Origin of the sequence: Krasilnikovia cinnamomea (assembly GCF_004217545.1) — a bacterium.
GTDB classification, from domain to species: Bacteria; Actinomycetota; Actinomycetes; order Mycobacteriales; family Micromonosporaceae; genus Actinoplanes; species Actinoplanes cinnamomeus.
In genome coordinates, this window is record NZ_SHKY01000001.1 from 5,053,453 (window position 1) to 5,079,371 (window position 25,919).

22 protein-coding genes are annotated in these 25,919 nt (G+C 73.9%); 15 read left to right on the plus strand and 7 right to left on the minus strand.

The annotated features are described in order from the left end of the window. Window positions 1–5: 5 nt before the first annotated feature. Window positions 6–776 carry a TIGR03089 family protein gene (locus tag EV385_RS23220; protein WP_242625031.1) on the minus strand — a complete coding sequence of 257 codons (771 nt, stop codon included), beginning with the start codon at window positions 774–776 and terminating at the stop codon, window positions 6–8. A 351-nt stretch (window positions 777–1,127) separates the two neighbouring features. On the opposite strand from EV385_RS23220, the gene EV385_RS23225 reads away from it, so the two are divergent. From EV385_RS23225 to EV385_RS23250, 6 genes are all read left to right on the plus strand, one after another. After that, window positions 1,128–1,958, plus strand: coding sequence for an SDR family oxidoreductase (locus tag EV385_RS23225; RefSeq protein WP_130511368.1), 831 nt, complete (start codon window positions 1,128–1,130; stop codon window positions 1,956–1,958). A gap of 53 nt (window positions 1,959–2,011) precedes the next feature. Further along, window positions 2,012–3,451 (plus strand): nitroreductase family protein, encoded by a 1,440-nt coding sequence (locus EV385_RS23230; RefSeq protein WP_242625032.1) that lies wholly within the window; start codon window positions 2,012–2,014, stop codon window positions 3,449–3,451. A gap of 339 nt (window positions 3,452–3,790) precedes the next feature. Then, window positions 3,791–4,852, plus strand: a complete 1,062-nt coding sequence (locus EV385_RS23235; protein WP_130511369.1) for a type I glyceraldehyde-3-phosphate dehydrogenase — start codon at window positions 3,791–3,793, stop codon at window positions 4,850–4,852. Between the two features lie 10 nt (window positions 4,853–4,862). After that, on the plus strand, window positions 4,863–5,780 hold the full coding sequence (locus tag EV385_RS23240; protein ID WP_130511370.1) for a serine/threonine dehydratase: 918 nt from the start codon (window positions 4,863–4,865) through the stop codon (window positions 5,778–5,780). Window positions 5,781–5,887: 107 nt separating this feature from the next. Next, a complete protein-coding gene (locus tag EV385_RS23245; protein WP_130511371.1) occupies window positions 5,888–6,499 on the plus strand; it encodes a GTP cyclohydrolase II in 612 nt (203 codons plus the stop codon). A 48-nt stretch (window positions 6,500–6,547) separates the two neighbouring features. Next, window positions 6,548–7,156, plus strand: coding sequence for a M15 family metallopeptidase (locus EV385_RS23250; RefSeq protein WP_130511372.1), 609 nt, complete (start codon window positions 6,548–6,550; stop codon window positions 7,154–7,156). A gap of 87 nt (window positions 7,157–7,243) precedes the next feature. On the opposite strand, the gene EV385_RS23255 is transcribed toward EV385_RS23250, so the two are convergent. After that, entirely contained in the window at window positions 7,244–8,044 is an 801-nt protein-coding gene (locus EV385_RS23255) for a class I SAM-dependent methyltransferase (protein ID WP_130511373.1), read from the minus strand. A 142-nt stretch (window positions 8,045–8,186) separates the two neighbouring features. On the opposite strand from EV385_RS23255, the gene EV385_RS23260 reads away from it, so the two are divergent. The 4 genes from EV385_RS23260 (at window position 8,187) to EV385_RS23275 (ending at window position 12,578) form a co-directional block, all read left to right on the plus strand. Further along, window positions 8,187–9,212 (plus strand): aspartate-semialdehyde dehydrogenase, encoded by a 1,026-nt coding sequence (locus tag EV385_RS23260; protein ID WP_130511374.1) that lies wholly within the window; start codon window positions 8,187–8,189, stop codon window positions 9,210–9,212. A gap of 92 nt (window positions 9,213–9,304) precedes the next feature. Beyond that, window positions 9,305–9,577, plus strand: coding sequence for a hypothetical protein (locus EV385_RS23265; RefSeq protein ID WP_242625033.1), 273 nt, complete (start codon window positions 9,305–9,307; stop codon window positions 9,575–9,577). An 89-nt stretch (window positions 9,578–9,666) separates the two neighbouring features. Continuing rightward, entirely contained in the window at window positions 9,667–10,968 is a 1,302-nt protein-coding gene (locus EV385_RS23270; RefSeq protein ID WP_130511376.1) for a hypothetical protein, read from the plus strand. Between the two features lie 176 nt (window positions 10,969–11,144). Then, window positions 11,145–12,578 carry an RNB domain-containing ribonuclease gene (locus tag EV385_RS23275; protein WP_130511377.1) on the plus strand — a complete coding sequence of 478 codons (1,434 nt, stop codon included), beginning with the start codon at window positions 11,145–11,147 and terminating at the stop codon, window positions 12,576–12,578. Window positions 12,579–12,582: 4 nt separating this feature from the next. Here EV385_RS23275 and EV385_RS35755 read toward each other — a convergent pair whose 3' ends face one another. The 3 genes from EV385_RS35755 to EV385_RS23285 form a co-directional block, all read right to left on the minus strand. Then, entirely contained in the window at window positions 12,583–12,714 is a 132-nt protein-coding gene (locus EV385_RS35755; RefSeq protein WP_278045003.1) for a hypothetical protein, read from the minus strand. 59 nt (window positions 12,715–12,773) lie between these two features. After that, complete coding sequence (gene panB / locus EV385_RS23280; protein ID WP_130511378.1) at window positions 12,774–13,616, minus strand: 3-methyl-2-oxobutanoate hydroxymethyltransferase; 843 nt, start codon at window positions 13,614–13,616, stop codon at window positions 12,774–12,776. Between the two features lie 100 nt (window positions 13,617–13,716). Beyond that, window positions 13,717–15,528 carry an NAD+ synthase gene (locus EV385_RS23285; protein ID WP_130511379.1) on the minus strand — a complete coding sequence of 604 codons (1,812 nt, stop codon included), beginning with the start codon at window positions 15,526–15,528 and terminating at the stop codon, window positions 13,717–13,719. A gap of 213 nt (window positions 15,529–15,741) precedes the next feature. Here EV385_RS23285 and EV385_RS23290 point away from each other — a divergent pair, with 213 nt between their 5' ends. Together EV385_RS23290 and EV385_RS23295 are read left to right on the plus strand one after the other, a co-directional pair. After that, on the plus strand, window positions 15,742–17,091 hold the full coding sequence (locus EV385_RS23290) for a glutamine synthetase family protein (protein WP_130511380.1): 1,350 nt from the start codon (window positions 15,742–15,744) through the stop codon (window positions 17,089–17,091). 86 nt (window positions 17,092–17,177) lie between these two features. Then, a complete protein-coding gene (locus EV385_RS23295; RefSeq protein ID WP_130511381.1) occupies window positions 17,178–17,603 on the plus strand; it encodes a DUF350 domain-containing protein in 426 nt (141 codons plus the stop codon). Window positions 17,604–17,622: 19 nt separating this feature from the next. Here EV385_RS23295 and EV385_RS23300 read toward each other — a convergent pair whose 3' ends face one another. Next, a complete protein-coding gene (locus tag EV385_RS23300; protein ID WP_130511382.1) occupies window positions 17,623–18,039 on the minus strand; it encodes a hypothetical protein in 417 nt (138 codons plus the stop codon). Window positions 18,040–18,247: 208 nt separating this feature from the next. On the opposite strand from EV385_RS23300, the gene EV385_RS23305 reads away from it, so the two are divergent. Both EV385_RS23305 and EV385_RS23310 read left to right on the plus strand, forming a co-directional pair. Then, the gene (locus tag EV385_RS23305; protein ID WP_130511383.1) at window positions 18,248–19,030 is read left to right on the plus strand and encodes a type 1 glutamine amidotransferase; all 783 of its coding nucleotides are present in this window, start codon (window positions 18,248–18,250) and stop codon (window positions 19,028–19,030) included. Then, a complete protein-coding gene (locus EV385_RS23310) occupies window positions 19,027–22,038 on the plus strand; it encodes a bifunctional [glutamine synthetase] adenylyltransferase/[glutamine synthetase]-adenylyl-L-tyrosine phosphorylase (RefSeq protein ID WP_130511384.1) in 3,012 nt (1,003 codons plus the stop codon). Before EV385_RS23305 ends, EV385_RS23310 begins: the two co-directional genes overlap by 4 nt. Before the next feature lie 445 nt (window positions 22,039–22,483). Here EV385_RS23310 and EV385_RS23315 read toward each other — a convergent pair whose 3' ends face one another. Next, window positions 22,484–24,208 (minus strand): hypothetical protein, encoded by a 1,725-nt coding sequence (locus EV385_RS23315; RefSeq protein WP_130513509.1) that lies wholly within the window; start codon window positions 24,206–24,208, stop codon window positions 22,484–22,486. Here EV385_RS23315 and mptB point away from each other — a divergent pair. Beyond that, the gene (gene mptB / locus EV385_RS23320) at window positions 24,177–25,883 is read left to right on the plus strand and encodes a polyprenol phosphomannose-dependent alpha 1,6 mannosyltransferase MptB (protein WP_207229908.1); all 1,707 of its coding nucleotides are present in this window, start codon (window positions 24,177–24,179) and stop codon (window positions 25,881–25,883) included. The two genes, EV385_RS23315 and mptB, sit on opposite strands and share 32 nt — an antisense overlap. Window positions 25,884–25,919 lie beyond the last annotated feature (36 nt).

The following is a 25,919-nucleotide window of genomic DNA, read 5'->3' on the forward strand; positions in this document are numbered from 1 at the left end:
GGCGCTCAGAGCACGCGGGTGGCGCCCTCCGCGGCGATCCGGGCGTCGAGGGCGGCGCGGTCCAGGTTCGCGCAGATGACGATCGACGCACCGGCGGTCAGCGGGGCCAGCAGCCAGGCGACCGGCTGTTCGTGCGCGGACGCGTCCACCAGCAGCCGATCTCCGGGACGCAGGTCCAGCGACGCGGCGATGCCCTGCGCCACGGTCTCCCACTGGCGGAAGGTCGTGCCGTCGGGGCTGGCCGCGTCGGTGCCCAGGATCGAGGCGTACGGCGGCGGGCAGTCCGAGTAGCGGGCGACCTCGGTGAGGTAGTCCCGGTATCCGGCCGGGACCTCGGCCGCCGGGGTGTCGCGTGAGTCCAGGCCCAGCACGAACCGGTGCCGGGCCTCGGGCACCACCTCCAGCCAGCTACCCAGGCGCTGGCGGGACACGAACACGGCCTCCACCGGCTCGTCGGCGTCCGTGTCGGCCGGGGACAGGCCCGCGCTCGCCCACGGGCGGAACGACACGGCGATCCCCACCGACCACGCGCCGAGCAGCACGGCGGCGGTCTGCCAGTGCGGCGGCAACAGCACCGCGGCGCGGTCGCCGACACTGAGGCCGCACCCGTCGTACAGCAGCCCGGCGGTCCGCGCGGCCCAGGTCCCCAGGGCGTCGGCGGTCAGCTCGATGCGTTCACCGGTCGCGTCGTCGCAGTACGTGAGCAGGGCACGGCCGGACCGGGCGGGTGCCGTGCCGCCGTGCACGGCGGTCCCGGTGGAGGCGTTCGGCTGCATCGGCAGCTCCCAGCGGACGTGGTCGACGGTGCGAGCAGACCCTACCGCCTGCGTGGCGCCGCGCGGCCCGGATCGCGGCACGGCTACCCGTCCGGTCCGCGCCGTGCGGCGACTTCATCCGGCGCGGGGGATCTCGCCGGCGGCCGGGCGGGCGACGCTGGGACGGCCGACGCCAACGGGGCCCGGTCGCGTTCCCGCCATGATCAGGGAGGCTTTCCATGAACGGCTGGCTGATGTGGGGCCTCTTCCTGCCCATCCTGCTCGTCATCGCCGGAATCGTCACGCTGCGCCGCAAGAAGGGCCGCTGACACCGGCCACCGGGGTGGTCCGCGCGCGATACGGTCCGTACCCGTGACTCAACGGATCCTCATCACCGGTGCCACCGGCCACCTCGGGCGCCGCACGGCGGCCCGCGCCGCGGATGCCGGTTGGACGGTCGTCGGCACGTACCTCACCGCCCCGGGCGTGGGGGCCGCCGAGCGGCTCGACGTGCGCGATCCGGTCGCGGTCCGTGAGCTGATGCGGCGAGTACGTCCGGACGTGGTGGTGCACGCCGCGGCGGGCCGCGACGACTGGCGCGTGATCGCGGACGGCGCCGCGCACGTGGCGCTGGCGGCCGTGGCCGTCCGAGCCCGGCTGGTGCACCTGTCCAGCGACGCGCTGTTCTCCGGCCGGGAGGTCCACTACGACGAGTCGGCGCAGCCCGACCCGGTGTACCGCTACGGCGCGGCGAAGGCCGCGGCCGAGACGGCCGTGCGCGCGATCGATCCCGGCGCCGCCGTGGTCCGGACCTCGCTGATCCTCGGCGACGGGACCGGTGTCCACGAAGTCCTGACCCACGACCTGATCGCCGGCCGCGCCGACGGGACGCTGTTCACCGATCAGATCCGTAAGCCCGTGCATGTGGACGATCTCGCCGACGCGCTGCTCGAACTGGCGACCAACGGGCACGCGGGCATCCTCAACGTGGCCGGCGCGGACGCGATCAGCCGCTACGACCTGGGCGTGCTGGTCGCCCGGCGCGACGGCCTCGACCCCACGCTCATCCCGGCGGGCACGATCGGCGACCGCGGTCTGCGGTTGCCCACCGACGTGCGGCTGCGTACGGAAAAGGCGACCGCGCTGCTGCGCACCCGCCTGCGCGGCGCCCACGAGTTCCTGGCCGCGCCCGTGGCGAGATAGGGGCGCTCGCCGATGTCGTGGCGCGCTTGTGCGGCGGCTGGCAGAGTGGCCGTGTGGATCTCGACTCCGGCGCCGGTCTGCTGCACCGGCTGACCTCCTATACCCCCGACCGGGAGTGGGACGCACCCGTGGACGACCCGCGGGTGCGTCACGACCTCACCCCCAACGATCCCGACACGATTCCGCCGCAGGTCAAGGAGTATCCGGACGGCCTGCCCGTCCTGGACCTGCCGCGTGAGCTGCCCGACCCCGGGGTCTCGGCGACCGCGGTGCTGGCCGGGCACCCCTGCCCGGCGCAGCCGTTGGACGCCGCCCAGCTCGGCCGCATCCTGTTCCTCGGCGCGGGTGTCGTACGCACCGCCGAGCGTCACGGCCGCCGGCACCTGTTCCGCGCCGCCGGCTCCGCCGGGGCGCGCTTCCCGCTGGAGGTGTACGCGTCGACCCGCGGCGTCGCCGGCGTGCCCGACGGGGTGCACTGGTACGACCCCGTGCGGCACGCGCTCCGACGAGTCGGCCCGCCCGCGTCGGGCACGGCGACCACGCTCGTGGTGACCGGGGTGCCGTGGCGCACCGGCTGGCGGTACGCCGAGCGCGGCTTCCGGCATCTGTACTGGGACGGGGGGACGCTGCTGGCGCAGTTGCACGCCGCGGCCGGCGCGGCGGGGCTGGACCCGAGGCTGCGCACGCTGTTTCCGGACGCCGCCGTGCGTACGCTGGTCGGCGCCGACGGCGTGCACGAGTACCCGCTGGCCCTGCTGTCGCTGGGCGACGGCGCACCGGCGATCGACGCGGGTGGCCCGGCGGCGGTCGGTGAGCTGCCCGCCGTGGAGTTCCCGCTGTGCACCGAGGCGCAGCGGGCGGGCGAGCGCGACGAACTCGGCCAGCCGTGGCCCGGCGGGGCGCCGCTGGAGGACGCGCCACCGTCCGCCTCGCTCGACGCGGTCACGCTGCGGCGCGGCTCCCAGCGCCGGATGGACCGCTCCCGTACGGTGCCCCGGCCGGTCCTCGAATGGTCGATGGCGGCGGCGCTGCGCGGCATCGACGTTCCCCACTGGGTGGCGGTGCACGGCGTGGACGGCGTGGCCCCGGGCCTCTACCGCTGGCCGGACCTGGCGGCCCCGCTGAAGGCGGGCGACCTGCGGGCCGAGCTGGAGTGGCTGTGCGTGGGGCAGACGCTGGGCGCCGAGGCGGCGTACGTGGCGATGTCGGCCGCGCCCGGCGCGGCGCTGGACGACCGGGGGTACCGGGAGGCGCAGCTCGCGGCCGGGGTGGCCGAGGGGCGTCTGCACCTCGCCGCGTACGCCCTCGGCGCGAGCGCCACCGGCATGACCTTCATCGACTCCGCGGTCCCGGGGCTGCTGGGCGAGCCCGACGATCTGGTGTCGCTGCTGTTCACCTGCGTGGGGGTGCCCGAGTACGCGGGCCGGGCGGGCGGCGAGCCCGGCGCCCCGGTCGAGGTGCGGCTGATCTCCCCCCGGGTTGCCGAGGACTGACCCACGGACAGCGGCGCGGTGACCGAGAACCGGCTCCCTGGCTCGATCACCGGCCGTCCATTGAGGATCATAGTTGCGCCCCGGCGTGGCGAGCGCGTCGGGCCTCAGGGATGATCTCCTGCGGGTCGCATCGCCAGATGCGGTGTGACACCGGGGCGCGACCACCGTCCACGTTGCATCGTTCGGCGTCTGAGCTGGGGTTTCACGTCCACACGCGAGGGCGCGTTGACGTGTAACTTGCGTACTCATAGTGTCTGACAAGTGACGTCCTGTTGAACCTGGTAGTGATACCGATACGGTCGCGCCATGTGGAGCACCCTGCGGCCGTGAGGAGTCTTGGTGACTGTCGCGATTGGCATCAACGGGTTCGGGCGGATCGGCCGCAGCCTCATGCGGATCGTCGGCGCGGGCCCGGAGACGGGGCTGACCGTGGCGGCGATCAACGACGTCGCCCCGGTCGAGCGGCTGGCGTACGCCTTACGACGCGACAGCCTGCGCGGCGGCTTCCCCGGCACGGTCGCCGCCCGGCCGGACTACCTGGTCGTCAACGGGCGTCCCATCCGCGCCTTCAACGAGAGCGGCCCGCGCCAGATCCCCTGGTCGGCGGTCGGCGCGGACGTCGTCATCGAGGCCACGGGCCAGTTCCGCAGCGGTGATCTGGCCCGGATGCACATCACCCACGGCGGCGCCCGCAAGGTCGTGGTCAGCGCGTCCGCCACCGACCCGGACGCGTTCCTGGTCTACGGCGCCAACCACCACACCTACGACCCGGCGCGGCACGACGTCGTCTCGCCCGCCTCGTGCGGCGTCAACGCCCTGACCGTGATGGCGAAGGTGCTGCTCGACCGGTTCGGCCTGCGGGGGGTCAGCACGTCGGTGATCCTCTCGGCGCAGGGCTGGCAGCGGGTGCACGACGCCACCTCGGGCACCTCCCGCGACGATCCCCGGCTGGGCCGGGCCACCAACGAGAGCATCGTCCCGCACGACCACGTGGTCGGCGACCTCGTCCGGGTGGTGCTGCCCCGGCTCGGGGAGATCCGGTACAGCTACTACTGCGTGCCCACCCCGATCGGGTCGCTGGCCGAGCTGTCCGGGCAGGCGGAACGCCCGCTCACCGTCGAGGAGATCAACAGCGCGATGGCCGAGGCCGCGGCGGGGTCGCTGCTGGGGGTGCTGGCGTACGACCCCGACCCGACCGTCTCGATCGACGTCAAGGGCAACCCGGCCTCGTGCCTGTTCGACCCGTCCGGTACGCAGGCCACGGCGGACGGCGGGCTCAAGGTGCGGGGCTGGTTCGACAACGAGTGGGGCTTCTCACACCGCCTGCTCGACCTGGCCAGGTTGGTCGGGGGCGAGCACCCGGCCCTGCCGCTGGCCCGGCACGCCTGGAGTGTCGTGTAGAACTGGGCCGGTGACCACCAGCGACGATGTCCGCGCGGCGGCCGAGCGGATCGCGGGGCGGGTGCGCCGTACCCCGGTTCTGCGGGACGGGCCCGCGCTGTTCAAGCTCGAATACCTGCAGCACACCGGGTCGTTCAAGGCCCGGGGGATGCTCAACCGGATCCTCGCCGCCGCGCAGCGCGGCGAGCTGCCCCCGGCCGGGATCGTCGCGGCCTCCGGCGGCAACGCGGGCCTGGCCGCCGCGTACGCGGCCCGCGAGCTCGGCGTCCCCGCCGAGGTGTACGTGCCGGTGACGGCCCCGCCGGTCAAGGTCGCCAAGCTGGGCAAGCTGGGCGCCCGGGTGGTGCAGACCGGCAACGAGTACGCGGAGGCGTACGCCGCCGCGATCGTGCAGGCCCGGGCCACCGGCGCGCTGTTCTGCCACGCCTACGACGATCCCGACATGATCGCGGGCAACGGCTCGGCCGGGCTGGAGCTGCTCGACGAGCTGCCCGGGGGCTTCGACACCGTGCTGGTGGCGGTGGGCGGCGGCGGCCTGGTCGCCGGTCTGGCCGCCGCGCTGCACGGGCACGCCCGGGTGGTGGCCGTCGAGCCGCGCACCTGCCCGTCGCTGTCCGCCGCCCTGGCGGCGGGGGAGCCGGTCGACGTGCCGGTCTCCGGGGTGGCGGCCGACTCGCTGGGCGCCCGCCGGATCGGGACGCTTCCGTACGAGGTGGCGGTGCGTACCGGCGTGATCTCGGTACTCGTCGACGACCAGGCGATCGTCGACGCGCGCCGCCGTCTGTGGGAGGACCACCGGATCGTGGTCGAGCACGGCGCCGCGACGGCGCAGGCCGCGCTGACCAGCGGGGCGTACGTGCCGGCGGCGGGGGAGCGGGTCGTGACGCTGCTGTGCGGCGCCAACACCAACCCCGCCGACCTGGCCTAAGGCGGGCGCGGGCGGGGTCGATGTGACGTTCGGCTCGTGGCTTCGCCTGTCGCGGGGGCGTATCGTCGAGGCGCACTTGAAGCGTCAAGTGCAGGAGAGGGGCCGTCATGTCTGAGGTTCGGACCCGGGTCACGGTGCCGCTGAAGTTCGCCGACGGGTACACGACGACCGCCGAGGTGGTCACGTTCACCGGCCTGGCCGACGGGCGCGAGCACCTCGCCCTGGCCCTCGGTGACGTCGCGAACGCCGACGTGCCGCTCGTGCGGCCGCACTCCGAGTGCCTCACCGGCGACGTCCTCGGCTCCCAGCGCTGCGACTGCGGCCCGCAGCTGCGCGAGGCCGTCGAGCGCATCGCCTCCGTCGGCGGCTACCTGCTCTACCTGCGCCAGGAGGGCCGCGGCATCGGCCTGTACGCCAAGCTCGACGCGTACGCCCTGCAGGACGACGGCCTGGACACCTACGAGGCGAACCGGGCGCTCGGGCGCGACGACGACGAGCGCGACTACACCGCCGCCGCCCAGATGCTCACCGCCCTGGGCGTGGGCGCGGTCGACCTGCTGACCAACAACCCCGACAAGCCCGCCCAGCTGCGCGCGCTCGGGGTCGAGGTGCGCGACGTGGTGCCCACCGGGGTGCACGCCTCCGCCGCGAACGTCCGGTACCTGGCGGCCAAGGTGGCGCACACCGCCCACACGATCGCCCTGCCGCTGGCGGTCTGACCGCGAATTTTCTCCTCAGATTCCCTGGCCCCGGCCGAACGTGGTGGTGTGGGAATCGACTCAGTGAACTCGCGCATCGCCGACATCCAGAGCCGGATCATCTCGCTGCAGACCGCGCAGGCCACCGCAGCCACCACCCAGGCCACCCGCGCCACCTCGGCCACGGGCGGCGCCGCGTTCGCGAACTACCTGGCCGACGCGGTGTCGGCGCAGTCGTCGACAACGGGCCCCGCCAAGTCGTACTCGCTCAACGCCAAGGGCATCCCGACGGACCTCGCCGCTTACGGCAACGGCAAGATCCCGGCGAGCGCCCTGGGCCAGGTGGGCGACACCCGGCACCGGCTGTGGGCGCCCGCCGCCGAGTCGCTGACCAAGATGATCGCCGACGCGAAGAAGGACGGCGTCAAGATCGGGATCACGGACTCGTACCGGTCCTACGACGAGCAGGTGGACCTGGTCCGCCGCAAGGGCCTGTACTCGCAGGGCGGGCTGGCCGCCAAGCCGGGCACCAGCGAGCACGGCTGGGGCATGGCCGCCGACCTGGACCTCAACGCCAAGGCGCTGGCCTGGATGCGGACCCACGCGGCCAAGTACGGCTTCGACGAGAACGTGCCCCGCGAGACGTGGCACTGGGCGTACAAGCCGAACGGCGTCTGACGCCGCGCCCTGATGAGTTCGGGTCAGCTTCGAGCCTGAACTCGTCAACGTCCGGTCCGCCCGCTCCGACGCGCCTCCCGCGGCCGGTCAGGCGCGGCAGATCAGTTCGCCGTGCAGCAGCGACAGCCAGCCGTCGGGGTCGGCGGCCCAGCGCCGCCACCCGTCCGCGATCCGGTCCAGATCCCCCGCCGTGGCCGCGCCACCGGCCACGGCGGTACGGGCGAAGTCCGACTGCCGGATCCGGTCGGCCCACAGACCGCCCCACCAGGCACGGTCCGTCTCATCCGCGAAGCACCAGGTGCTGGAGGTCGCGGTGACGTCGGTGAAGCCGGCCGCGTGCGCCCACGACAGCAGGCGGCGGCCCGCGTCCGGCTCGCCACCGTTGCCCCGGGCGACCCGCTGATACAGCGCCAGCCACTCGTCCAGCTCCGGCAGCCGGGGAAACCAGGTGAAGGCGGCGTAGTCGCTGTCGCGGACCGCGACCACGCCACCAGGCCGGGTGACCCGGCGCATCTCGCGCAGCGCGGCGACCGGATCGCCCAGATGCTGCAGCACCTGGTGGGCGTGCACCACGTCGAAGGTGCCGTCCGGGAAGGCCAGCGCGTGCGCGTCCCCCACCGCGAAGTCCACGGTCGTGATGCCGCGCCCGCGCACCTCGGCGCGGGCCAGCTCCAGCGCCGTATCGCTGACCTCCAGGGCGGTGACCCGGCCGGGTGTGACGCGCGTCGCGAGATCGGCCGTGATGGTGCCCGGCCCGCAGCCGACGTCCAGCACGCTCAGGCCGGAAGAAAGCCACGGCAACAGGTACGCGGCGGAATTCTCTGCGGTGCGCCAGCGGTGGGAACGCAGCACCGACTCGTGATGCCCGTGGGTGTAGACAGCAGCCATGCCCTCAGGAGTACTCCTGTGTCCCGCCATTCAGGAAGAAAATCCTGAAATATGGAACGACGAGGAGCGGTCGGCATCGTCCTGCGCTCAGCGGGTGGGATACCGCCTACAGCGCGTGGATGCCAGGTCGTACTTTGTTGCCATGAGGATCGGCATCATGGGCGCTACGGGACAGGTCGGCGGAGTCATGCGCCGCATCCTCGCCGAGCGCCAGTTTCCCGTTGACCAGCTCCGGCTCTTCGCCTCCGCCCGCTCCGCCGGGCGCACCCTGCCCTGGCAGGACTCCGAAGTGACCGTGGAGGACGCCGCGACGGCCGACTACCGCGGCCTCGACCTCGTCCTGTTCTCCGCCGGCAAGGGCAGCTCCAAGGAGTACGGCCCCCGCGTCGCCGAGGCCGGCGCCGTGGTCGTCGACAACTCCAGCGCCTGGCGGATGGACCCGCAGGTCCCGCTCGTCGTCGCGGAGGTGAACCCCGAGGCGGCACGGCAGCGGCCGCGCGGCATCATCGCCAACCCCAACTGCACCACGATGGCCGCGATGCCGGTGCTGCGCCCGCTGCACGACGAGGCCGGCCTCGTGGCACTGGTCGCCACCACGTACCAGGCGGTGTCCGGCGCCGGACTGGCCGGGGTGGCCGAGCTGGACGAGCAGGTGAAGAAGGTCGCCGACCGCGCCGCCGAGCTGACCCACGACGGAGCCGCGGTCGAGTTCCCCGCACCCCGGTCGTTCGCCCGGACCATCGCGTACAACGTCCTGCCGCTGGCCGGGTCGATCGTCGACGACGGCAGCGACGAGACCGACGAGGAACAGAAGCTGCGCAACGAGAGCCGCAAGATCCTCGGTATCCCGGACCTCAAGGTGTCCGGCACCTGTGTCCGGGTGCCCGTGTTCACCGGCCACTCGCTGCAGGTCAACGCCCGCTTCGCGCGGCCGATCAGCCCCGCCCGGGCCCGGGAACTCCTGGCCGGGGCGCCCGGTGTGGAGCTGTCCGACATTCCGACGCCGCTGCAGGCCGCCGGCCGCGACCCGTCGTACGTCGGCCGGATCCGCGCCGACGAGACCGTCGACAACGGCCTGGCACTGTTCATCTCCAACGACAACCTGCGCAAGGGCGCCGCGCTCAACGCCGTCCAGATCGCCGAGTTGGTCGCCGCCGAACTCGGCTGAAACCGCCCGCCTGTCCCTTTCCGACGCCCGTTCCGCCACCCGGCGGGGCGGGCGTCGCCGTCTGCTGGAGGGCCACAGATCTACGATCCACAATGGAAGGGCTGGGCTTTTTGCCGGAATCGGTAGCGCTTGGCCGGTTCTGGGTGCACAGTGATGGCATGAACGACAGTGGGCCGGGCGACGGCGCCTATTTCTGGTGCCTGCGCCACAACCGCGTCGAGACTGGGGACGACAAGTGTCCTGCCCAGTACCGGCTCGGTCCGTGCCCCTCCGCTGAAGACGCCACGCATGCACTCGAGACGGTCGCGAAGCGCAATGCGGCGTGGGATGCCGAGGACGCCCGCTGGACAGGGGAGCAGAGCTAGGCCGGCGCGACGTCCTGTGTCCAAGCCGGAACCTTCGCAGTCGCCAGGCCCAGACGAGCCCGCAGTCATCGCAAGGAGGAACAATCCCCATGGCCGAAGTCAAGAAGGCCGCGAGAACGGCCGCCGCCCGCACGGGCGCGGGCCGGGCGTCGCCGACGGCCGCGAAGAGAACGACGAAAGCCGCGACGTCCGCAACCGCGAAGCGGACCGCGACGAAGGCCGCCACGCGGCCCACCGCCAAGAAGACCACCGCCAAGAAGGCCGCGGCGAAGCCGGCCGCGAAGCGGACCGTGGCGAAGAAGACCGTGGCTAAGAAGACCACCGCTAAGAAGACCACCGCGAAGAAGACCACCGCGAAGCGGACGACCGCGCGGCCCGCCGCCAAGAAGTCCACCGCGACCACGAGGCCCGCCGCGAAGCGGACCACGGCGAAGGCCGCCGGTACCAAGGCCATCGGCAAGAAGGCCGCCGGTACGAAGACCACCGGAGCCGTGAAGAAGGCCGCCGGTGCGGCGAAGAAGACCGCCACCAAGGCCGCCGGTACCGCGAAGCGGACCGCGACGAAGGCCGGTGCCGCCCGGAAGTCCACCACGACGGCGAAGAAGACCGCCGCGAAGGCGACGCGCACCGCCCGGCCCACCGCGGCCAAGTCAGCCGCCGCGAAGAAGGCACCGGCCCGCGCCACCAAGGCCGTGAAGAAGACGACCGCGAAGGCCGCCGGCACGGCCGCGACCAAGTCCACCGGTACGGCCCGCAAGGCCGCGACCAAGTCCACAGCCCGCAAGGCGGCGACCAAGTCCACAGCCCGCAAGGCCGCAACGAAGACCACGGCCCGCAAGGCCGCAACGAAGACCACGGCCCGCAAGGCCGCAACGAAGACCACGGCCCGCAAGGCGGCGACCAAGTCCACGGCGCGGAAAGCCGCGACCAAGACCACGGCGCGCAAGGCCGCGACCAAGGCCACCGGTACGGCGAAGCGGACCGCGACGACCGCGAGGTCCACGGCCACCAGGACGGCCGCGAAGACGGCGACCAGGTCCGCCGTGAAGAAGGCGGGCGTCACCCGCAGCACGGCCAACGCCGGGGCGGCGAAGATCCGGCCGGCCGGCGCCGGCAAAGCGGCCAACGTGGCCAAGCCCGGTCGCACGACCAAGACATCGGCCACCAACGCGGGCCGCGTCCGAGCCCCCGCCTCACCGGCGGCAGCCCGCAAGGCCGCGGCCGCCAACAGCCGCCGCACCGCCACGGCAGGCACCGCCCGCAAGGCGTCGGCCACCCGCAACGCGGCGACGACCCGCAACGCGGCGACGACCCGCAACGCGGCGACGACCCGCAACGCGGCGACGACCCGGACGGCGTCCGGCACCCGGAAGGCGACCGTCCGGGCCTGACGGCACACCGGGCGCGGCCCGGAGACACGGCGCGGCGCCGGGCGCCGCGCCCAGACACGCGGCGCGGCCGTCGCGCTCGGCATCGCGGCGGCCCGTGGTGCGATCCGGACGGCGGGGACGGCCGCACCTCGATCGTGGGACGGGCGGGGTCGCGTACCTGCTGGTAGTAATGAGGCGTGCCGATCAACCGGGTGGTGCGGGCGCCCCGCATCGACTTCTCCGCGCTGCGCCGCGAGCTCCAACTGCCCGCCGAGTTTCCCGTCGCCGCCCTGCGCGAGGCGACGGAGGCGGCGGCGCGTACGCCCACCGGGGCCGACCGTACGGACATCCCGCTCGTCACGGTCGACCCGGCGACCTCGCGCGACCTCGACCAGGCGTTGTGCCTGACCCGCCGCGCCGGCGGCGGCTACCGGGTGCACTACGCGATCGCGGACGTCGCCTCGTACGTGCGCCCCGGCGGCCCGCTGGAGGACGAGACGTGGGCCCGCGGCCAGACCGTCTACCTGCCCGACGGCAAGGTGCCGCTGCATCCGCCGATCCTCAGCGAGGACGCCGCCAGCCTGCTCCCGGACGCCGACCGGGCCGCCGTGCTGTGGACGATCGACCTCGACGCCGAGGGCGACATCGCCGCGGTGGGCCTGGAGCGGGCCCGGGTGCGCAGCCGGGCGAAGCTGGACTACGCGGGAGTGCAGGCGGCCGTGGACGCGGGCCGGGCGCCGGAGCCGGTGGCGCTGCTGCCCGAGATCGGCGCGCTGCTGGCGCGCCGGGCGGCCCAGCGCGGCGCCATCAACCTGCCGATCCCGGAACAGGAGATCGAGCCCAGCGGGGACGACGGCTGGCGGCTGGTGCTGCGCGCGCCACTGCCCGTCGAGGAGCACAACGCGCAGATCTCGCTGCTCACCGGCATGGCCGCGGCGTCGCTCATGCTGGCCGGTGGGGTGGGACTGCTGCGGACGATGCCGGCGCCGCAGCCGGACGCGGTCGCGCGGTTGCGCGCCGCAGCCGGGTCGCTGGGCGTGGCCTGGCCGGAGGGCGCGCCGGTGGGCGACGTCGTGGCCGGGGTGGACGCGGGCAGCCCGCGCGGGGCGGCGTTCGTCGATCAGGCCGCCGAGCTGCTGCGCGGCGCGGCGTACACGGCGTTCGCCGGTCAGGCGCCCGCGCAGACCGGGCACGGCGGCGTCGGCGCACCGTACGCGCATGTCACGGCCCCGCTGCGCCGCCTGGCCGACCGGTACGCGACCGAGGCCTGCCTGGCCCTGCACGAGGGCCGGCCGGTGCCGGACTGGGTCCGGGAGGCGCTGGTGCGCCTGCCCGCCAGCATGTCCGCCAGCGACCGGGTCGCCTCGGCCGCCAACCGGGGCGCGATCGACCTGGCCGAGGCGGTGCTGCTGGCGGACCGGGTGGGTGCGACGTTCGACGCCGGGGTGCTGGACGTGGACGAGCCGCGCAACGGTGCCGCGAACCGGCGGCCGCCCGGTGGCACGATCGCGATCGACACCCCGGCGGTCCGCGCCCGGTGCACCGGCGAGCTGCCGCTGGGTGAGCGGGTCCGGGTACGTCTGACTACGGCCGATCCGCAGACCCGTACGGTGCTGTTCGCCCGCGAGTGACCGGTCAGGGCAGGCGCGGGACCCGGGTCTCGTCGAGCGGCCAGCCGGGATCGTGGGTGACCTCCCACGTTGATCGCCAGCAGCTGCCGTCGCCGACGCCGAGGGTGGCGAGGCTGACCCGGGCGGGTACGGACACGTGGCACCTCCGATCACGGAGTCTGCCGTCGGCCCGCCCGGGCAGCCGCGCCGCCGCGCCTAGCTGAAGGTGTGCTCCGCGGCCGGGAACTCGCCGCCGCGCACCTCGTCGGCGAACCGCCGGGTCGCCTCGCCGAGCACGGTAGCCAGGTCGGCGTAGTGCTTCACGAAGCGCGGTGCCTTGCCCGTACGCAGCCCGGCCATGTCCTGCCAGACCATCACCTGCGCGTCGGTGTCGGGGCCGGCCCCGATGCCGACCGTCGGGATGCTCAGCTCCTTGGTGATCTGGGTGGCCACCTCGCCGGGCACCATCTCCAGCACCACCGCGAACGCGCCCGCCTCGGCGACCGCGCGGGCGTCCGCGACCAGCTCCTCGGCGGCCCGGTCGCCGCGGCCCTGCACCCGGTACCCGCCGAACGCGTGCTCGCTCTGCGGGGTGAAGCCGATGTGCGCCATCACCGGGATCCCGGCGCCGGTCAGCGCCGAGATCTGCCCGGACACCCGGCGGCCGCCCTCCAGCTTGACGGCGTGGCAGCCGCCCTCCTTCATGAACCGCACCGCCGTACGCAGGGCCTGGGTGGGCCCCTCCTCGTACGAGCCGAACGGCAGGTCGCCCACGATCAGCGCGGTCTTCGTGGCGCGCACCACCGCGCGTACCAGGGGAAGCAGCTCGTCGGCGGTGACCGGGACGGTCGTCTCGTAGCCGAAGACGTTGTTGGCCGCGGAGTCCCCGACCAGCAGCACCGGGATGCCGGCGGCGTCGAAGATCCCGGCGGTGTACTGGTCGTAGGACGTGAGCATGGCCCAGCGGTCGCCGCGCTGCTTGGCGGCGAGCAGGTCGCGGGTGCGGACCCGGCGGGTGGGTGGGCCGCCGTAGAGGGTGGGCACCTCGATGTCGGACATCGTCGTCTCCTTTCCTCGAGGCCGCGTGGTGCGGTCCCCGGGTTGTGCCCTCGATCGTCGCACCACCGGGCCGTTCCCGGTCAGGGTTGAGTGCAGGTCGTCACACGCCCTCGCGGAATCTGTTCGTGATGGGCAGCCGCCGGTCCCGGCCGAACGCCTTGATCGAGATCTTCGTGCCGGGCGCGGACTGGCGGCGCTTGTACTCGGCGCCGTCGACCAGGCGCAGCACCCGGTCCACCAGCGCCGCGTCGTACCCGGCCGCGATGAGGTCGTCGCGGCCCGCGTCGTTGTCGATGTAGCCGGTGAGCACCGCGTCCAGCAGGTCGTAGTCGGGCAGCGAGTCCGCGTCGACCTGGCCGGGGCGCAGCTCGGCGCTGGGCGGCTTGGTGATCGAGTTCTCCGGGATGGGCGGCTGGTCGCCGCAGGCGGCGGCCTCCGCGTTGCGCCAGTTCGCCAGCCGCCACACCATCGTCTTGGGTACGTCCTTGAGCGGGTTGAAGCCGCCGACGGAGTCGCCGTACAGGGTCGAGTAGCCGACCGCCAGCTCGCTCTTGTTGCCCGTGGTGAGCACCAGGTGGCCCTCCTGGTTCGACAGCGCCATGAGGATCACGCCGCGTACCCGGGCCTGCAGATTCTCCACGGCCAGCCCGGACAGCGACAGGTTCGCCAGGAACGCGTCGACCATCGGCTGGATGGGCTCGACCCGGTAGTCCAACCCGGTGCGTTTGGCCAGGTCGGCGGCGTCGTCGCGGGAGTGGTCCGAGGAGAACGCGCTGGGCATCGAGACACCGAACACCCGGTCGGGGCCGATCGCGTCGACCGCGATGGCGGCCACCACGGCCGAGTCGATGCCGCCGGACAGGCCCAGCACCACCGAGCGGAACCCGTTCTTCTCGACGTAGTCGCGCAGCCCGAGGACCAGCGCGGACCAGATCTCCGCCTCGTCGCTGACGCGCTCGGCGACGCCACCGACCACCCGGTCGCCGGTGACCGGTCGCGGCGCGCCGGTCAGCGTGACCCGCTCGATCGCCATGTCGTCGTCGCGGGCCTGCTCGCCGTGCAGCGACTCGCCCGAGCGGCGGGTCAGCTCCGGGCCGGAGCCCGCCACGTTGGGGGTCTCGTCGGCGGCGGGCAGTTCCAGGTCGTGCACGAGCAGGTCCTCGACGAACTGCGGGGAGCGGGCCAGCAGCTCGCCGGTCGCGCCGACGATGATCGAGTCGCCGTCGAAGACCAGCTCGTCCTGGCCGCCGACCATGTTCACGTACGCGACGGTGGCGCCCGCCTCGGCGGCGCGGCGCTGCACCAGCGGGAGCCGTACGTCGTCCTTGTTCAGCTCGTACGGTGAGGCGTTGATGTTGACGACCAGGCCGACGCCCGCGCGGCGCGCCGCCGCGAACGGGCCGCCCGCCTGCCACACGTCCTCGCAGACCGTGAGCGCGACGTCGACCCCGCCGAAGCGCACCACGGTCAGGGCGGACCCGGGCTCGAAGTAGCGGTCCTCGTCGAACACTCCGTAGTTGGGCAGGTGGTGCTTGAAGTACGTGGCCGCGACCGCGCCGCCGTGCAGCAGGGCGGAGCCGTCCCGGCGGCCGCTGCCGGGGGCCGCGTCGGCGCTGGTCGGGGCGGGTCCGTCGGCGTCCACGTAGCCCACCACGACGGCCAGCTCGCCCAGTCCGTCCGCGGCGAGATCGGCGGCGAGGGTACGCAGCGCCGACTGCGAGGCCCGCACGAACGAGTCCCGGAACACCAGGTCCTCGATGGGGTAGCCGGTCAGCATCATCTCCGGGAAGGCGACCAGCTGGGCTCCGGCGTCGGCGGCCACGCGGCACCAGCGCCGGATCGCGGCCGCGTTCCCGGCGATGTCGCCGACCGTCGAGTTCACCTGGGCCAGAGCGATGCGCATCGAGGGCATGGCCTCATTGTTCCCCAGCGCGGCGACGTCGCCGGTGTGTGGCCCGTCGCACCGTCCGGGGACGCCTGCTCTACCGTTTGCTGATCACCATGGGACCTCACCCGGGACATCCGCGTGCGGCACGGTCAGCGTAATCTCTGCGTAACGGAGCCGGGGGACACTGACCGCCGAGCGGGCGGGCCGGTCCCAGCCGCTGGCGTACGAGGGGTTGACGTGGACCGACAGCAGGAGTTCGTGCTTCGCACGCTCGAAGAGCGCGACATCCGTTTTGTCCGGCTCTGGTTCACCGATGTGCTCGGCACCCTGAAGAGCGTGTCCGTCGCGCCCGCCGAGCTGGAGAGCGCCTTCGAAGAGGGCATCGGGATCGACGGGTCGGCGATCGAGGGCTTCGCCCGGGTCTACGAGTCCGACATGGTCGCCATGCCGGACCCGACCACGTTCCAGGTCTTCCCGTTCGAGGGCGGCGCCAGCGGGGAGAGCGCCCGGATGTTCTGCGACATCCTGCTGCCCGACGGCAGCGCCGCGTGGGCCGACCCGCGGCACGTGCTGCGCCGCATGCTCTCCAAGGCCGCGGAGAAGGGCTTCACCTACTACACCCACCCGGAAATCGAGTTCTTCCTCGTCCAGGACGACCCGCTGGACGGCTCGGTGCCCGTGCCGGTCGACAACGGCGGCTACTTCGACCACACCAACCACGTGGTCGCCCGCGACTTCCGCCGCCAGGCCGTGCTCGCCCTGGAACGCATCGGCATCTCGGTGGAGTTCAGCCACCACGAGGTCGCGCCCGGCCAGCAGGAGATCGACCTGCGCTACGCCGACGCGCTCACCACGGCCGACAACATCATGACGTTCCGGCACGTCGTGAAGGAAGTGGCGCTGACCCAGGGGGTGCGCGCCTCGTTCATGCCCAAGCCGTTCACCGACCAGCCCGGCAGCGGCATGCACACCCACCTGTCGCTGTTCGAGGGCGAGCGCAACGCGTTCTTCGACGGCGACGACCCGCAGAAGCTGTCCAAGACCGCGCGGGCGTTCATCGCCGGGCTGCTCGTGCACGCCCGCGAGTACACCGCGGTCACCAACCAGTGGGTCAACTCGTACAAGCGGCTGTTCCCGATGCAGCTGCCGGACCGGATCACCGAGTCGCCCGCGTTCGTGAGCTGGGGTCACCTCAACCGCTCCGCGCTGGTCCGGGTGCCCGCGTTCGGCAAGCCGAACTCGGCGCGGGTCGAGGTCCGTTCGATCGACTCGGCCACCAACCCCTACCTGGCCTTCGCGGTCATGCTCGGCGCCGGGCTCAAGGGCATCGAGGAGGGGTACGAGCTGCCCCCGGGCGCCGAGGACGACGTCTGGTCGCTGTCGGCGGCCGAGCGCAAGGCGATGGGGTACGACGCCCTGCCGGAGAACCTGTCCGAGGCGATCGACGTCATGGAGAAGTCGGAACTCGTGCCCGAGGTGCTCGGCGAACACGTCTTCGACTTCTTCCTGCGCAACAAGCGCACCGAGTGGGAGCAGTACCGCCGCGAGGTCACCCCGTACGAGCGGCAGCGGTACCTCGCGCTGTGACACGCGAAAATAGGCCCGGCGGTGGATCACTGTCGGGCCGCGGTCCGCTACGGTGCCTGCGTCAGGTCACGTACTGAGGAGACACCGTGCTGCAAGACTTGCTTGAGGGCGCCGGACGCAGCGTCGTGTTCGGACTGGTCGGCATCGGGCTGATGGCGCTCGGCTATCTGCTCGTCGACGTGCTGACCCCGGGCAAGCTGAAGGATCTCATCTTCGTCGAGCGCAACGCCAACGCCGGCATCCTGCTGGTCGCCAACCAGCTCGGCATCGCGCTGATCGTCTTCACCGCGATCTTCACCAGCTATGACGAGTTCGGCAAGGGGCTCGCCTCCACGCTGATCTTCGGGCTGATCGGCATCGGCGTCATGGGCTTCGCCTTCCTCGTCCTGGACTGGCTGACCCCGGGCAAGCTGGGCGAGGTGATCTGCACGCCGGACCGGCACCCGGGCGCGCTGGTCAGCGCCGCGTCCCACTTCGGCGCTGCCCTCATCGTCTGCGCCTGCATCGCCTGACCGGCGCCTGCCGGAACGCTCAGGCCCCGTCCAGGTGGGAGGCGAGGGCCCGGGCCTCCGCGCGCAGCCGCTGCGCCTGCTCGGGCCGCTGCAGGTGGTCGTACTCGTCGGCGGCCGCCAGGCGGTCGGTGATCTCCGCCCGGACGATCCGTTCCACCTCGGCGTCGTCCTGCGCTCGCCGGGCCACCTCGCTGACTCCCAGCCCGGCAGCGGACTTCGCGAACGAGCCGCCGCCCGAAGCCGCCGCGTCGCTCGGTGGCGCGCTCGCGGCCTCGCCAATGCCCGGTGCGGCCGCGTCCTGGTCCCCGGCCGGCGCGACCGCGGCCGCGTTCTCGATCGCGGCCAGCGCCGACCGCAGCGCCGCCACCGCGGCGGTGTCGCGCGCCTTCATCGCCGGGACCAGGGCGGCCTGCAACCGTTCACGCAGCATCGACATGGGGTGTCAGATCCCGTTCTCGCGTAGGTGGCCTGACCGTACCGGGCTGTCGTGGGTGATGGCCGCCGATTTTCGGCGAGCTGGACCAGGGGCGGCGCGGCATGGGCGCCGCGCCGCTGAGGCCAATTCCGGACCCGCCCGCCGCCCGCCCGGCGACCCGCCGCGATCCGGCCACGGCGGGCGGCGCGCCATTCGTTAGCCTCGGGGGGTGGGGACTGCGCTGGTGGTCGAGAACGACCCGACGGACGATCTGCGCCGGCTCGGCGACTGGTTCGCCGAGGCGGGACTGGCGGTGAGCGTGGTCCGCCCGCACCTGGGCGAGCCGCTGCCGGAAAGCCTCGACGACTACGTGGCCTTCGTGGTGCTGGGCGGCGAGCAGGACGCGTACCCGAACGCCGCGGGGCAGCCCGGCGCGCCCTGGTTCCCGGCGGTGGAGGCGCTGCTGCGCAAGGCCGTGCGGCACCGGGTGCCGACGCTGGGCGTCTGCCTCGGCGGCCAGCTGCTGGCCGCCGCGCACGGCGGCGTGGTGGAGCGCAGCACGGCCGGGCCGGAGATCGGGCCCGCCCTGGTCGGGCGCCGCGACGCCGCGGACACCGACCCCCTTTTCCGGTACGTGCCGCTGCTGCCCGACGTGATCCAGTGGCACACCGACGAGATCACCGAGCTGCCCAGGGGTGCGGTGCTGCTGGCCGCGTCGACGCGGTACCCGCACCAGGCGTTCCGGCTCGGCGACCGGGCCTGGGGGGTGCAGTTCCACATCGAGTGCGACGCCGCGATGATCGCCGACTGGGCGACCGACTCGACCCTGCTGGCGGAGCTGGGCTACGACCCCGAGGTGGTGGTCGCGGCCACCGCCGAGGTGCTGCCCGACGTGGAGGAGGTGTGGCAGCCGTTCGCGGCCCGGTTCGCCGCGCTGGCCCAGGGCACCCTGCCGGACGCCGACATCGCCAACCCGGGAACGGGCCCCACCCTGCCGCTGCTGGGCCGATGACCCGGCTCAGCCGGCTCGCCCGCTACGGCTTCGACGACGCGGCCCGCGCCGCCGAGCTGCTCGGCGAGTCCGGGCTGCGGCTGTGGGACCCCGCCGCGCAGGAACCGCTGGACGACGCCGGCGGTGAACTGCTGCACGCCCTGTCCCGCACCGCCGACCCCAACCTGGCGCTGCTCCAGCTGCACCGCATGGTCGAGTCCGCGGGGCGGGCCGCGATCCGCGGCAACGGCGGCTCGGTCGCCGCGTCCCGGGGCCCGATCGCCGACAACCCCGCCGCCGAAGCCGTCCTGACCGCCCTGTGCGGCGATGCCGGGCTGCGCCGCCGACTGCTGGCCGTACTCGGATCGTCGGCCGCGCTGGGCGACCACCTCGTCGCCAACCCCGACGAGTGGCGGGTGCTGGCCACGGGCAAGACCGGGCTGCCGCCCAACGCCGAGGGGCGTCTGGAGTTCGGCGAATCGGCGGGGGAGGGCCCGCCGACCGTGCCCGCCCTGCGCCGGGCGTACCGGATCGCGCTGTTGCGGATCGCGGCCGCCGACCTGACCGGGGGCCGCGGCCTGGAGCCGACGATGGCCGCCCTGTCCCGCCTGGCCGACGAGACGCTCGCCGCGGCGTACGCGATCGCCGTGGGCGAGCTGACCGCGACCGCGCCCCGGCTGGCGGTCGTGGCGATGGGCAAATGCGGCGGCAACGAGCTCAACTACGTGTCCGACGTGGACGTCATCTTCGTCGCTCGCGGCGACGAGGACCTGGCCGCCGGAACCACCGTGGCGGCGCGGCTGATCGAGATCTGCGGGCAGGTGGCCTGGCCGGTCGACGCGGCGCTGCGGCCCGAGGGCAGCCGGGGCCCGCTGGTGCGCACCCTGGCCAGCCACGACGCCTACTACCGGCGCTGGGCGCGGACCTGGGAGTTCCAGGCGCTGCTCAAGGCCCGGCCCGCGGCGGGGGATCTGGCGTTGGCGCAGGAGTGGATCGACAACCTGGCGCCGCTGTTGTGGCACGCCGCGGAACGGCCCGAGGCGGTCGCCGACGTCCGCGACATGCGCCGCAAAATCATCGAGAACGTCCCGCCCAAGGAGCTGGCCCGCGAGATCAAGCGAGGGCCCGGCGGGCTGCGCGACATCGAGTTCGCGGTGCAGCTGCTGCAGCTCGTGCACGGCCGCGTCGACGAGACGCTGCACGAGCCCGGCACCCTGCCCGCGCTGCGCGCGCTGGTCGCCGGCGGCTACGTGGGCCGCGACGACGGCGAGACGCTGCTGCGCGGCTACCGATTCCTGCGTTCCGTCGAACACCGCCTGCAACTGCAACACCTGCGCCGCACCCACACCGTGCCCGACGATCCCGCGGCGCTGCGCTGGCTGGCTGCCGCCCTCGGGTACACCGCGGTGCCCGGCCGCGACGCGGTCGAGGAGTTCCGCGCCGACTGGGTGGGCCACGCCGCGCAGGTCCGGCGCCTGCACGTCAAACTGCTGTACCGGCCGCTGCTGGAGGCCGTGGCCCGGGTACCCGCCGAGGCGCTACGGATGACACCCGAGTCGGCCGGGCGCCGGCTGGAGATCCTGGGCTTCGCCGACCCGGGCGCGGCACTGCGGCACCTGCAGGCGCTGACCGGCGGGGTCACCCGTACGTCGGCGATCCAGCGCACACTGCTGCCGATGCTGCTGCAGGAGTTCGCGGACGCGCCCGAGCCGGACCGCGGCCTGCTCAACTACCGGCACGTCTCCGACAAGCTGGGCAGCACCCCCTGGTATCTGCGGCTGCTGCGCGACGGCGGCCCGGTGGCCCGCCGCCTGGCCCGGGTGCTCAGCCTCTCCCGGTACGCCACGGACCTGCTCACCCGCGATCCCGAAGCGCTACGGCTGCTGGCCGACGACGCCGAGCTGCAGCCCCGCCCGGCCGACGTGCTGCGCGACGGCTTCCTCGCCGCCGCCGAACGGTACGCCGACCCGCAGAAGGCGATCGACTCGGTGCGCGCCCTGCGCCGCCGCGAGCTGTTCCGCATCGCCTGCGCCGACATCCTCAGCCGCGCCGGGGACCTGGCCCCCGAGCATCCGCTCGACGTCGACGCGATCGGCATCGCGCTCTCCGACGTCACGGACGCCACCCTGGGCGCCGCGCTGGCCGCCGCCCGGCGGGCCCGCCCCGGCCCCGACGGCCTGCGCTTCGCGGTGATCGGGATGGGTCGCCTCGGCGGGTACGAGATGAGCTACCCCTCCGACGCCGACGTGCTGTTCGTGTACGACGCCCCGGCCGCCACCCCGGAGAGCGAGGCGTCCGCCGCCGCGCACGCGATCGCCGAGGAACTGCGCCGCCTGCTGTCCGCGCCCGCCCCCGACCCGCCGCTGGGCATCGACGCCGACCTGCGCCCCGAGGGACGCCAGGGCCCGCTAGTGCGCAGCCTCGCCGCGTACGCGCAGTACTACGCCCGCTGGTCGCGGGTGTGGGAGTCGCAGGCGCTGCTGCGTGCCCGCTTCGTCTGCGGCGACGCCGGACTGGGCCGCGAATTCGAGCGGCTCGCCGACGGCATGCGGTATCCCGGCGGCGGGCTCACCCGCGAACAGGTCGTGGAGATCCGCCGGATCAAGGCCCGCGTCGAACGTGAGCGAATGCCCCGCAACGCCGACCCCCACATGCACACGAAACTGGGCCGTGGCGGGCTCGCCGACGTCGAGTGGGCGGTCCAGCTGCTGCAGCTGCGACACGCGTACGACGTGCCGGAGCTGCGGCTCACCCGGACCCTGGAGGCCCTGGCCGCCGCCCGCGACGCCGGGCTCGTCGACGGGGCGGACGCGGCCGCGATGGCGGCGGGGTGGACGCTGGCGGCGCGGGTCCGCAACGCGCTCACGCTGGTGCGGGGCCGCCCGACCGACCAGCTGCCGCAGCACGGGGTCGAGCTGGCGGGCGCGGTGCAGGTGCTCGGCGGGGGAGATCCGGGAGAGTTCGTGGACCGGTACCTTCGCGTGACCCGCCACTCCCGAGCCGCCATGGAGCGTGTCCTGGAGTCCTGACCGGTACGCGCCTGGGTGGCAGGTAGAGCCGTCCGGGATGTCGTGCGCCCCGGGTGCTGCTGGCAGGGGGGTGCTGGACATCCCGGCCGGCTGCGGCTGCTGGGCGCTCGATGTCGTGGTTCGCGTCCCGGCCTTCGCCGCGCTCCCGCCGCGCGTCCCGGCCTTCGCCGCGCTCCCGCCGCGCGTCCCGGCCTTCGCCGCGCTCCCGCCGCGCGTCCCGGCCTTTGCCGCGCTCCCGCCGCGCGTCTCGGCTTGCCGCACTCCCGGCGGTCTTACGGATCTTGGTGTGTTTCGGTGCGGTGCTGACCCGAAGTCCCCAACGATTGCCGCTGCACTGGATGGGAGCTGTGTCCTGCGAGTGTGGTCTTGTAGATCTTGGTGTGTTTGGGCGCGGTGCTGACCGGAAGTCCCCAACTATCGCCGCTGACCCGGGCGGAGCTGCCTCCTATGAGCGCAGGTTGTACCGGCCTGCGGCGGGGACCCGGACCACGGTCCACTCCCCGTCCGCCGCAACGGTCGCGCCACCGTCCACGCGCAGCCACGGGGAGTACCGCACGCGCACCCGCACGTCCCCCGCGGCGGGCGCGTCGAACGTGACCGTCGAGGCGGTGTGCGACACCTGCCGCCCCGGGGCCGCGACGATCGGCGTCGGGTCGGTCACCGCGTACAACTGCCAGCGCGCGTCCGACCAGACCGGCGTCAGGTAGGGCAACCCGCCCCCGATCAGCTGCGCCTCCGCCCGTCCCACCCAGGACAGCGGTGCTTTCGGAACGGCCACGTACTGCACCGCCTCGCGGGACAGCCAGTCCCGGTAGCTCTCGGCGGTCAGGGGCACACCGGTGCCGGCCGCCCCCGGCACGCTGGTGAAGAACAGCGGGTTACGGTCGATGTCGGCCTGCCGCAGCCAGCCCCGGGCCAGCGGCACGTCGCCCATATAGGCCGCCTCCCAGTAGTCGCGGGTCGGCGGGATCTCCACCCGCCCGGTCAGGGACCCGCCCGCCAGCCGGTCGCGCAGCGGCGCGAAGAATCCCGGATCGGCCGTCGGGTTGCCGATGTCACGCAGGTCGGCGACGACAACCGGCGGCTGCCACCAGCACACCGCCACCAGCACCGCGACCAGTGCCCACGGCCGCCAACGGACGGCAATCCCGGCCCACAGCCGCGCGGGACGCCCCACGCCGGGCCTCGAGGGGTGCTCGCTGGGCTGGGCGGGCGGTGCGCTGTCCGGCTGGGCGGGCGGCCGGCCGCGTGGGCCTGCGGGCAGGATTGGGCTCAGCCGGGCCGGTGGCCGCACGGGCGGGCGGGCGGGCAGGATTCGGCTCAGCCGGGCGGGTGGCCACCCGGGCGGGCGGGCGCAGGCGGCCAGCAGGGGCAGCCCGAACATGACCGCCAGCCGCGTCGCGTTCAGACCGACCGGGGTGTGCACGAGGGTGGCCGCGACCACCCCGGCCGCGGACAACAGCGCCCCGTACCGGACCGGGCGGTGCGGCACCAGGACGGCCACGAGCAGGCTCATCCCGACAGCCCGTACCGCGTCCGCCTGGCTGATGTTCATCCACCCGCCGTCGCCGAAGAGCCCGGCGCTCACCGCGAGCGGCACCGCCGCCGGGACGGCCACCAGCAGCCCGTCGCCCCACCGGCGCGCCGCCAGCAGGGCGACTCCGGCCAGCCCGAGGAACAACCCGGCCACCGGGCTGGTCGCGGACGCCAGCAGCGCGGCGACCACGACGGCCGGGCGCAGCCTCGGGTACGTGAGAGCCAGCAGCGCCGCCAGCCCGAGCGCCACGCCGAGCGCGTACGTGACCCGGCCGGACAGCAGATTCCCGGCCAGGCACACCGCGCCGACCAGGGCGCCCGGCAGTGGCCGGGCCACCCGGGTACGGCGCAGCAGCGCGGCGAACGTCACCGCGGACACCAGCAGCGCCAGCACCCCGGTCACCCGGACGCCCAGCAAGGCCATCACGGGCTGTGACACCAGGCTGTAGCCGAGCTGGTTCACCCCGGCGTACCAGCGCAGGTCGACGACCGCCCAGCCGTGCTCCGCGAAGAAGTCGGCGCGGGCCACCTGGGCGGACAGATCCGAGCCCGGCCGCGGAAGCAGCAGGTACGCGACACCGAGGGCCGCCGCCAGCCCGGCGGTGACCACTTCGGTTCGCCACCGGGCCCACACGGGCACCGACCATACCCGGCGGGCTGTATGGAGCGCCGTCAGGAAACCGTCGGTTGCGGTGAGTCACGGTAGGGTGGCCGCCATGCCCCGCGCCCGCCTCGTCCGCTACACGGGCCTGGCGGGCAGCTTGCTGCTGGCGCTGGCCGCCCAGTTGGGTGGGGCCACCTGGCCGTGGCAGCCCACGATGACGCCCCGCACCGTGTTCGCCGGCACCGACGGTGTGCTCCTGCCGCTGAGCTGGCTGCTCGGCACCGGCTTGCTGATCGGGGCGTGGTGGCTGGGCCGCACGTCGGTGCCGTCGCTGCGCTGGGCGTACGTGACCGCCGCGCTGTGGGCCGCGCCACTGCTGCCGGTGCTGCCGCTGGGCAGTTACGACGTCTACTCGTACGCATGCCAGGGGTATGCGCTGGCAGCCGGGCACGACCCGTACGCGGCGGGGGTCAGTGTGCTGGGCTGTCCGTGGGCGGACGCGGTCGCACCGACGTGGCGCGCCGCGCCTGCCCCGTACGGTCCGGTGTTTCTGCTGCTGGCGGCGGGGGCGGCGAAGGTGGGCGGCGGTCTGGCCGGGACGGTTGCGGTGCTGCGCGTGCTGGCCGTGCTGGGTGTCGTGCTCGTTGGCTTGTGTCTGCCGGTGCTGGCCCGGCGCCACGGGGTGCCGCCGGAGCGGGCGGTGTGGCTCGTGCTGGCCTGCCCGCTGGTCGCCGTGCACCTGGTGGCGGGGGCGCACAACGACGCCGTGATGGTGGGCCTGCTGGTCGCGGGCCTGGCCGTCGCCGCCGCCGTGGGTACGACGCTTCCGGGTTCACGGCTGGACCGCCCGGCCGCGCGGATCGGGCTGCTGGCGAGTGCGGGGGTCCTGCTCGGGCTGGCGGTCGGGGTCAAGGTCACCGCGGTCGTGGTGCTGCCGTTCGCGGTGCTGGCCGCGGTCGAGTCCCGTCCGGGTGGTCGCCGGGCGGGCCGCGACGCGGTCGACTCCGGTCTGGGTGGTCGCCGGGCGGGCCGCGACGTGGTCGACTCCGGTCTGGGTGGTCGCCGGGCGGGCTCCGACGCGGTCGAGTCCGGTCTGGGCGGTGGCATGGCGGATCGCGCCGCGCTGCGGGCGCTGCTGCGCCCCGGCGCCGTGCTGGCCGCCGGTGCGGCGGGGGCGCTCGCCGCGGTGTCGCTGGTCGCCGGCCTCGGCTTCGGCTGGGTACGCAACCTCGCGGACAGTGGAGTCTCCGTACAGTGGACGTCCCCGCCCACGGCGGTCGGCCTCAGCGTTTCCGCCCTCGCCAGGGTGTTCGGCGCCGATGTCGACGCGGTGCCGGTGGCCCGGCTGCTCGGCGTCGCGGCGCTCGCCGCCGTGTTGGCCGTGCTGTGGTGGCGGGCCCGGGGCGGTGGGGCGCTGCTCGGCGCGGGGCTGGCCCTCGCGGCCACGGTCGGGTTGGCCCCGGTGTTCCACCCCTGGTATCTGGTCTGGCCGCTGGCGGTGCTGGCGGCGACGGCCGCGGGTGGGCACAGGTGGCTGGCGGCTGCCTGCGCGGTGGCCGCGGCGTTGTGTCTGCCCGACGGCTACAACCTCGCGCTGGCGACCCGGGTGCAGGGCGCGTTCGCGGTGACCGCGCTACTGGTCGTGATGCTGGTGGTACCGCTGGTGCGGGCGCGGCGGCGGGTGCCGGTGCGGACCGGATCTTAATCACTGTCCGCGACATGCGGTGTGGGCCGTCTCGTA

Excerpts from the sequence above, each read along its gene's own strand:
- EV385_RS23300 (WP_130511382.1), bottom strand. The coding sequence starts at position 18,039 with ATGTCGATGCTGCGTGAACGGTTGCAGGCCGCCCTGGTCCCGGCGATG.
- EV385_RS23310 (WP_130511384.1), top strand. The coding sequence starts at position 19,027 with ATGACCCGGCTCAGCCGGCTCGCCCGCTACGGCTTCGACGACGCGGCC.
- EV385_RS23260 (WP_130511374.1), top strand. The coding sequence starts at position 8,187 with ATGAGGATCGGCATCATGGGCGCTACGGGACAGGTCGGCGGAGTCATG.
- EV385_RS23270 (WP_130511376.1), top strand. The coding sequence starts at position 9,667 with ATGGCCGAAGTCAAGAAGGCCGCGAGAACGGCCGCCGCCCGCACGGGC.
- EV385_RS23285 (WP_130511379.1), bottom strand. The coding sequence starts at position 15,528 with ATGCCCTCGATGCGCATCGCTCTGGCCCAGGTGAACTCGACGGTCGGC.
- EV385_RS23255 (WP_130511373.1), bottom strand. The coding sequence starts at position 8,044 with ATGGCTGCTGTCTACACCCACGGGCATCACGAGTCGGTGCTGCGTTCC.
- EV385_RS23220 (WP_242625031.1), bottom strand. The coding sequence starts at position 776 with ATGCAGCCGAACGCCTCCACCGGGACCGCCGTGCACGGCGGCACGGCA.
- panB (WP_130511378.1), bottom strand. The coding sequence starts at position 13,616 with ATGTCCGACATCGAGGTGCCCACCCTCTACGGCGGCCCACCCACCCGC.
- EV385_RS23265 (WP_242625033.1), top strand. The coding sequence starts at position 9,305 with ATGGAAGGGCTGGGCTTTTTGCCGGAATCGGTAGCGCTTGGCCGGTTC.
- EV385_RS23245 (WP_130511371.1), top strand. The coding sequence starts at position 5,888 with ATGTCTGAGGTTCGGACCCGGGTCACGGTGCCGCTGAAGTTCGCCGAC.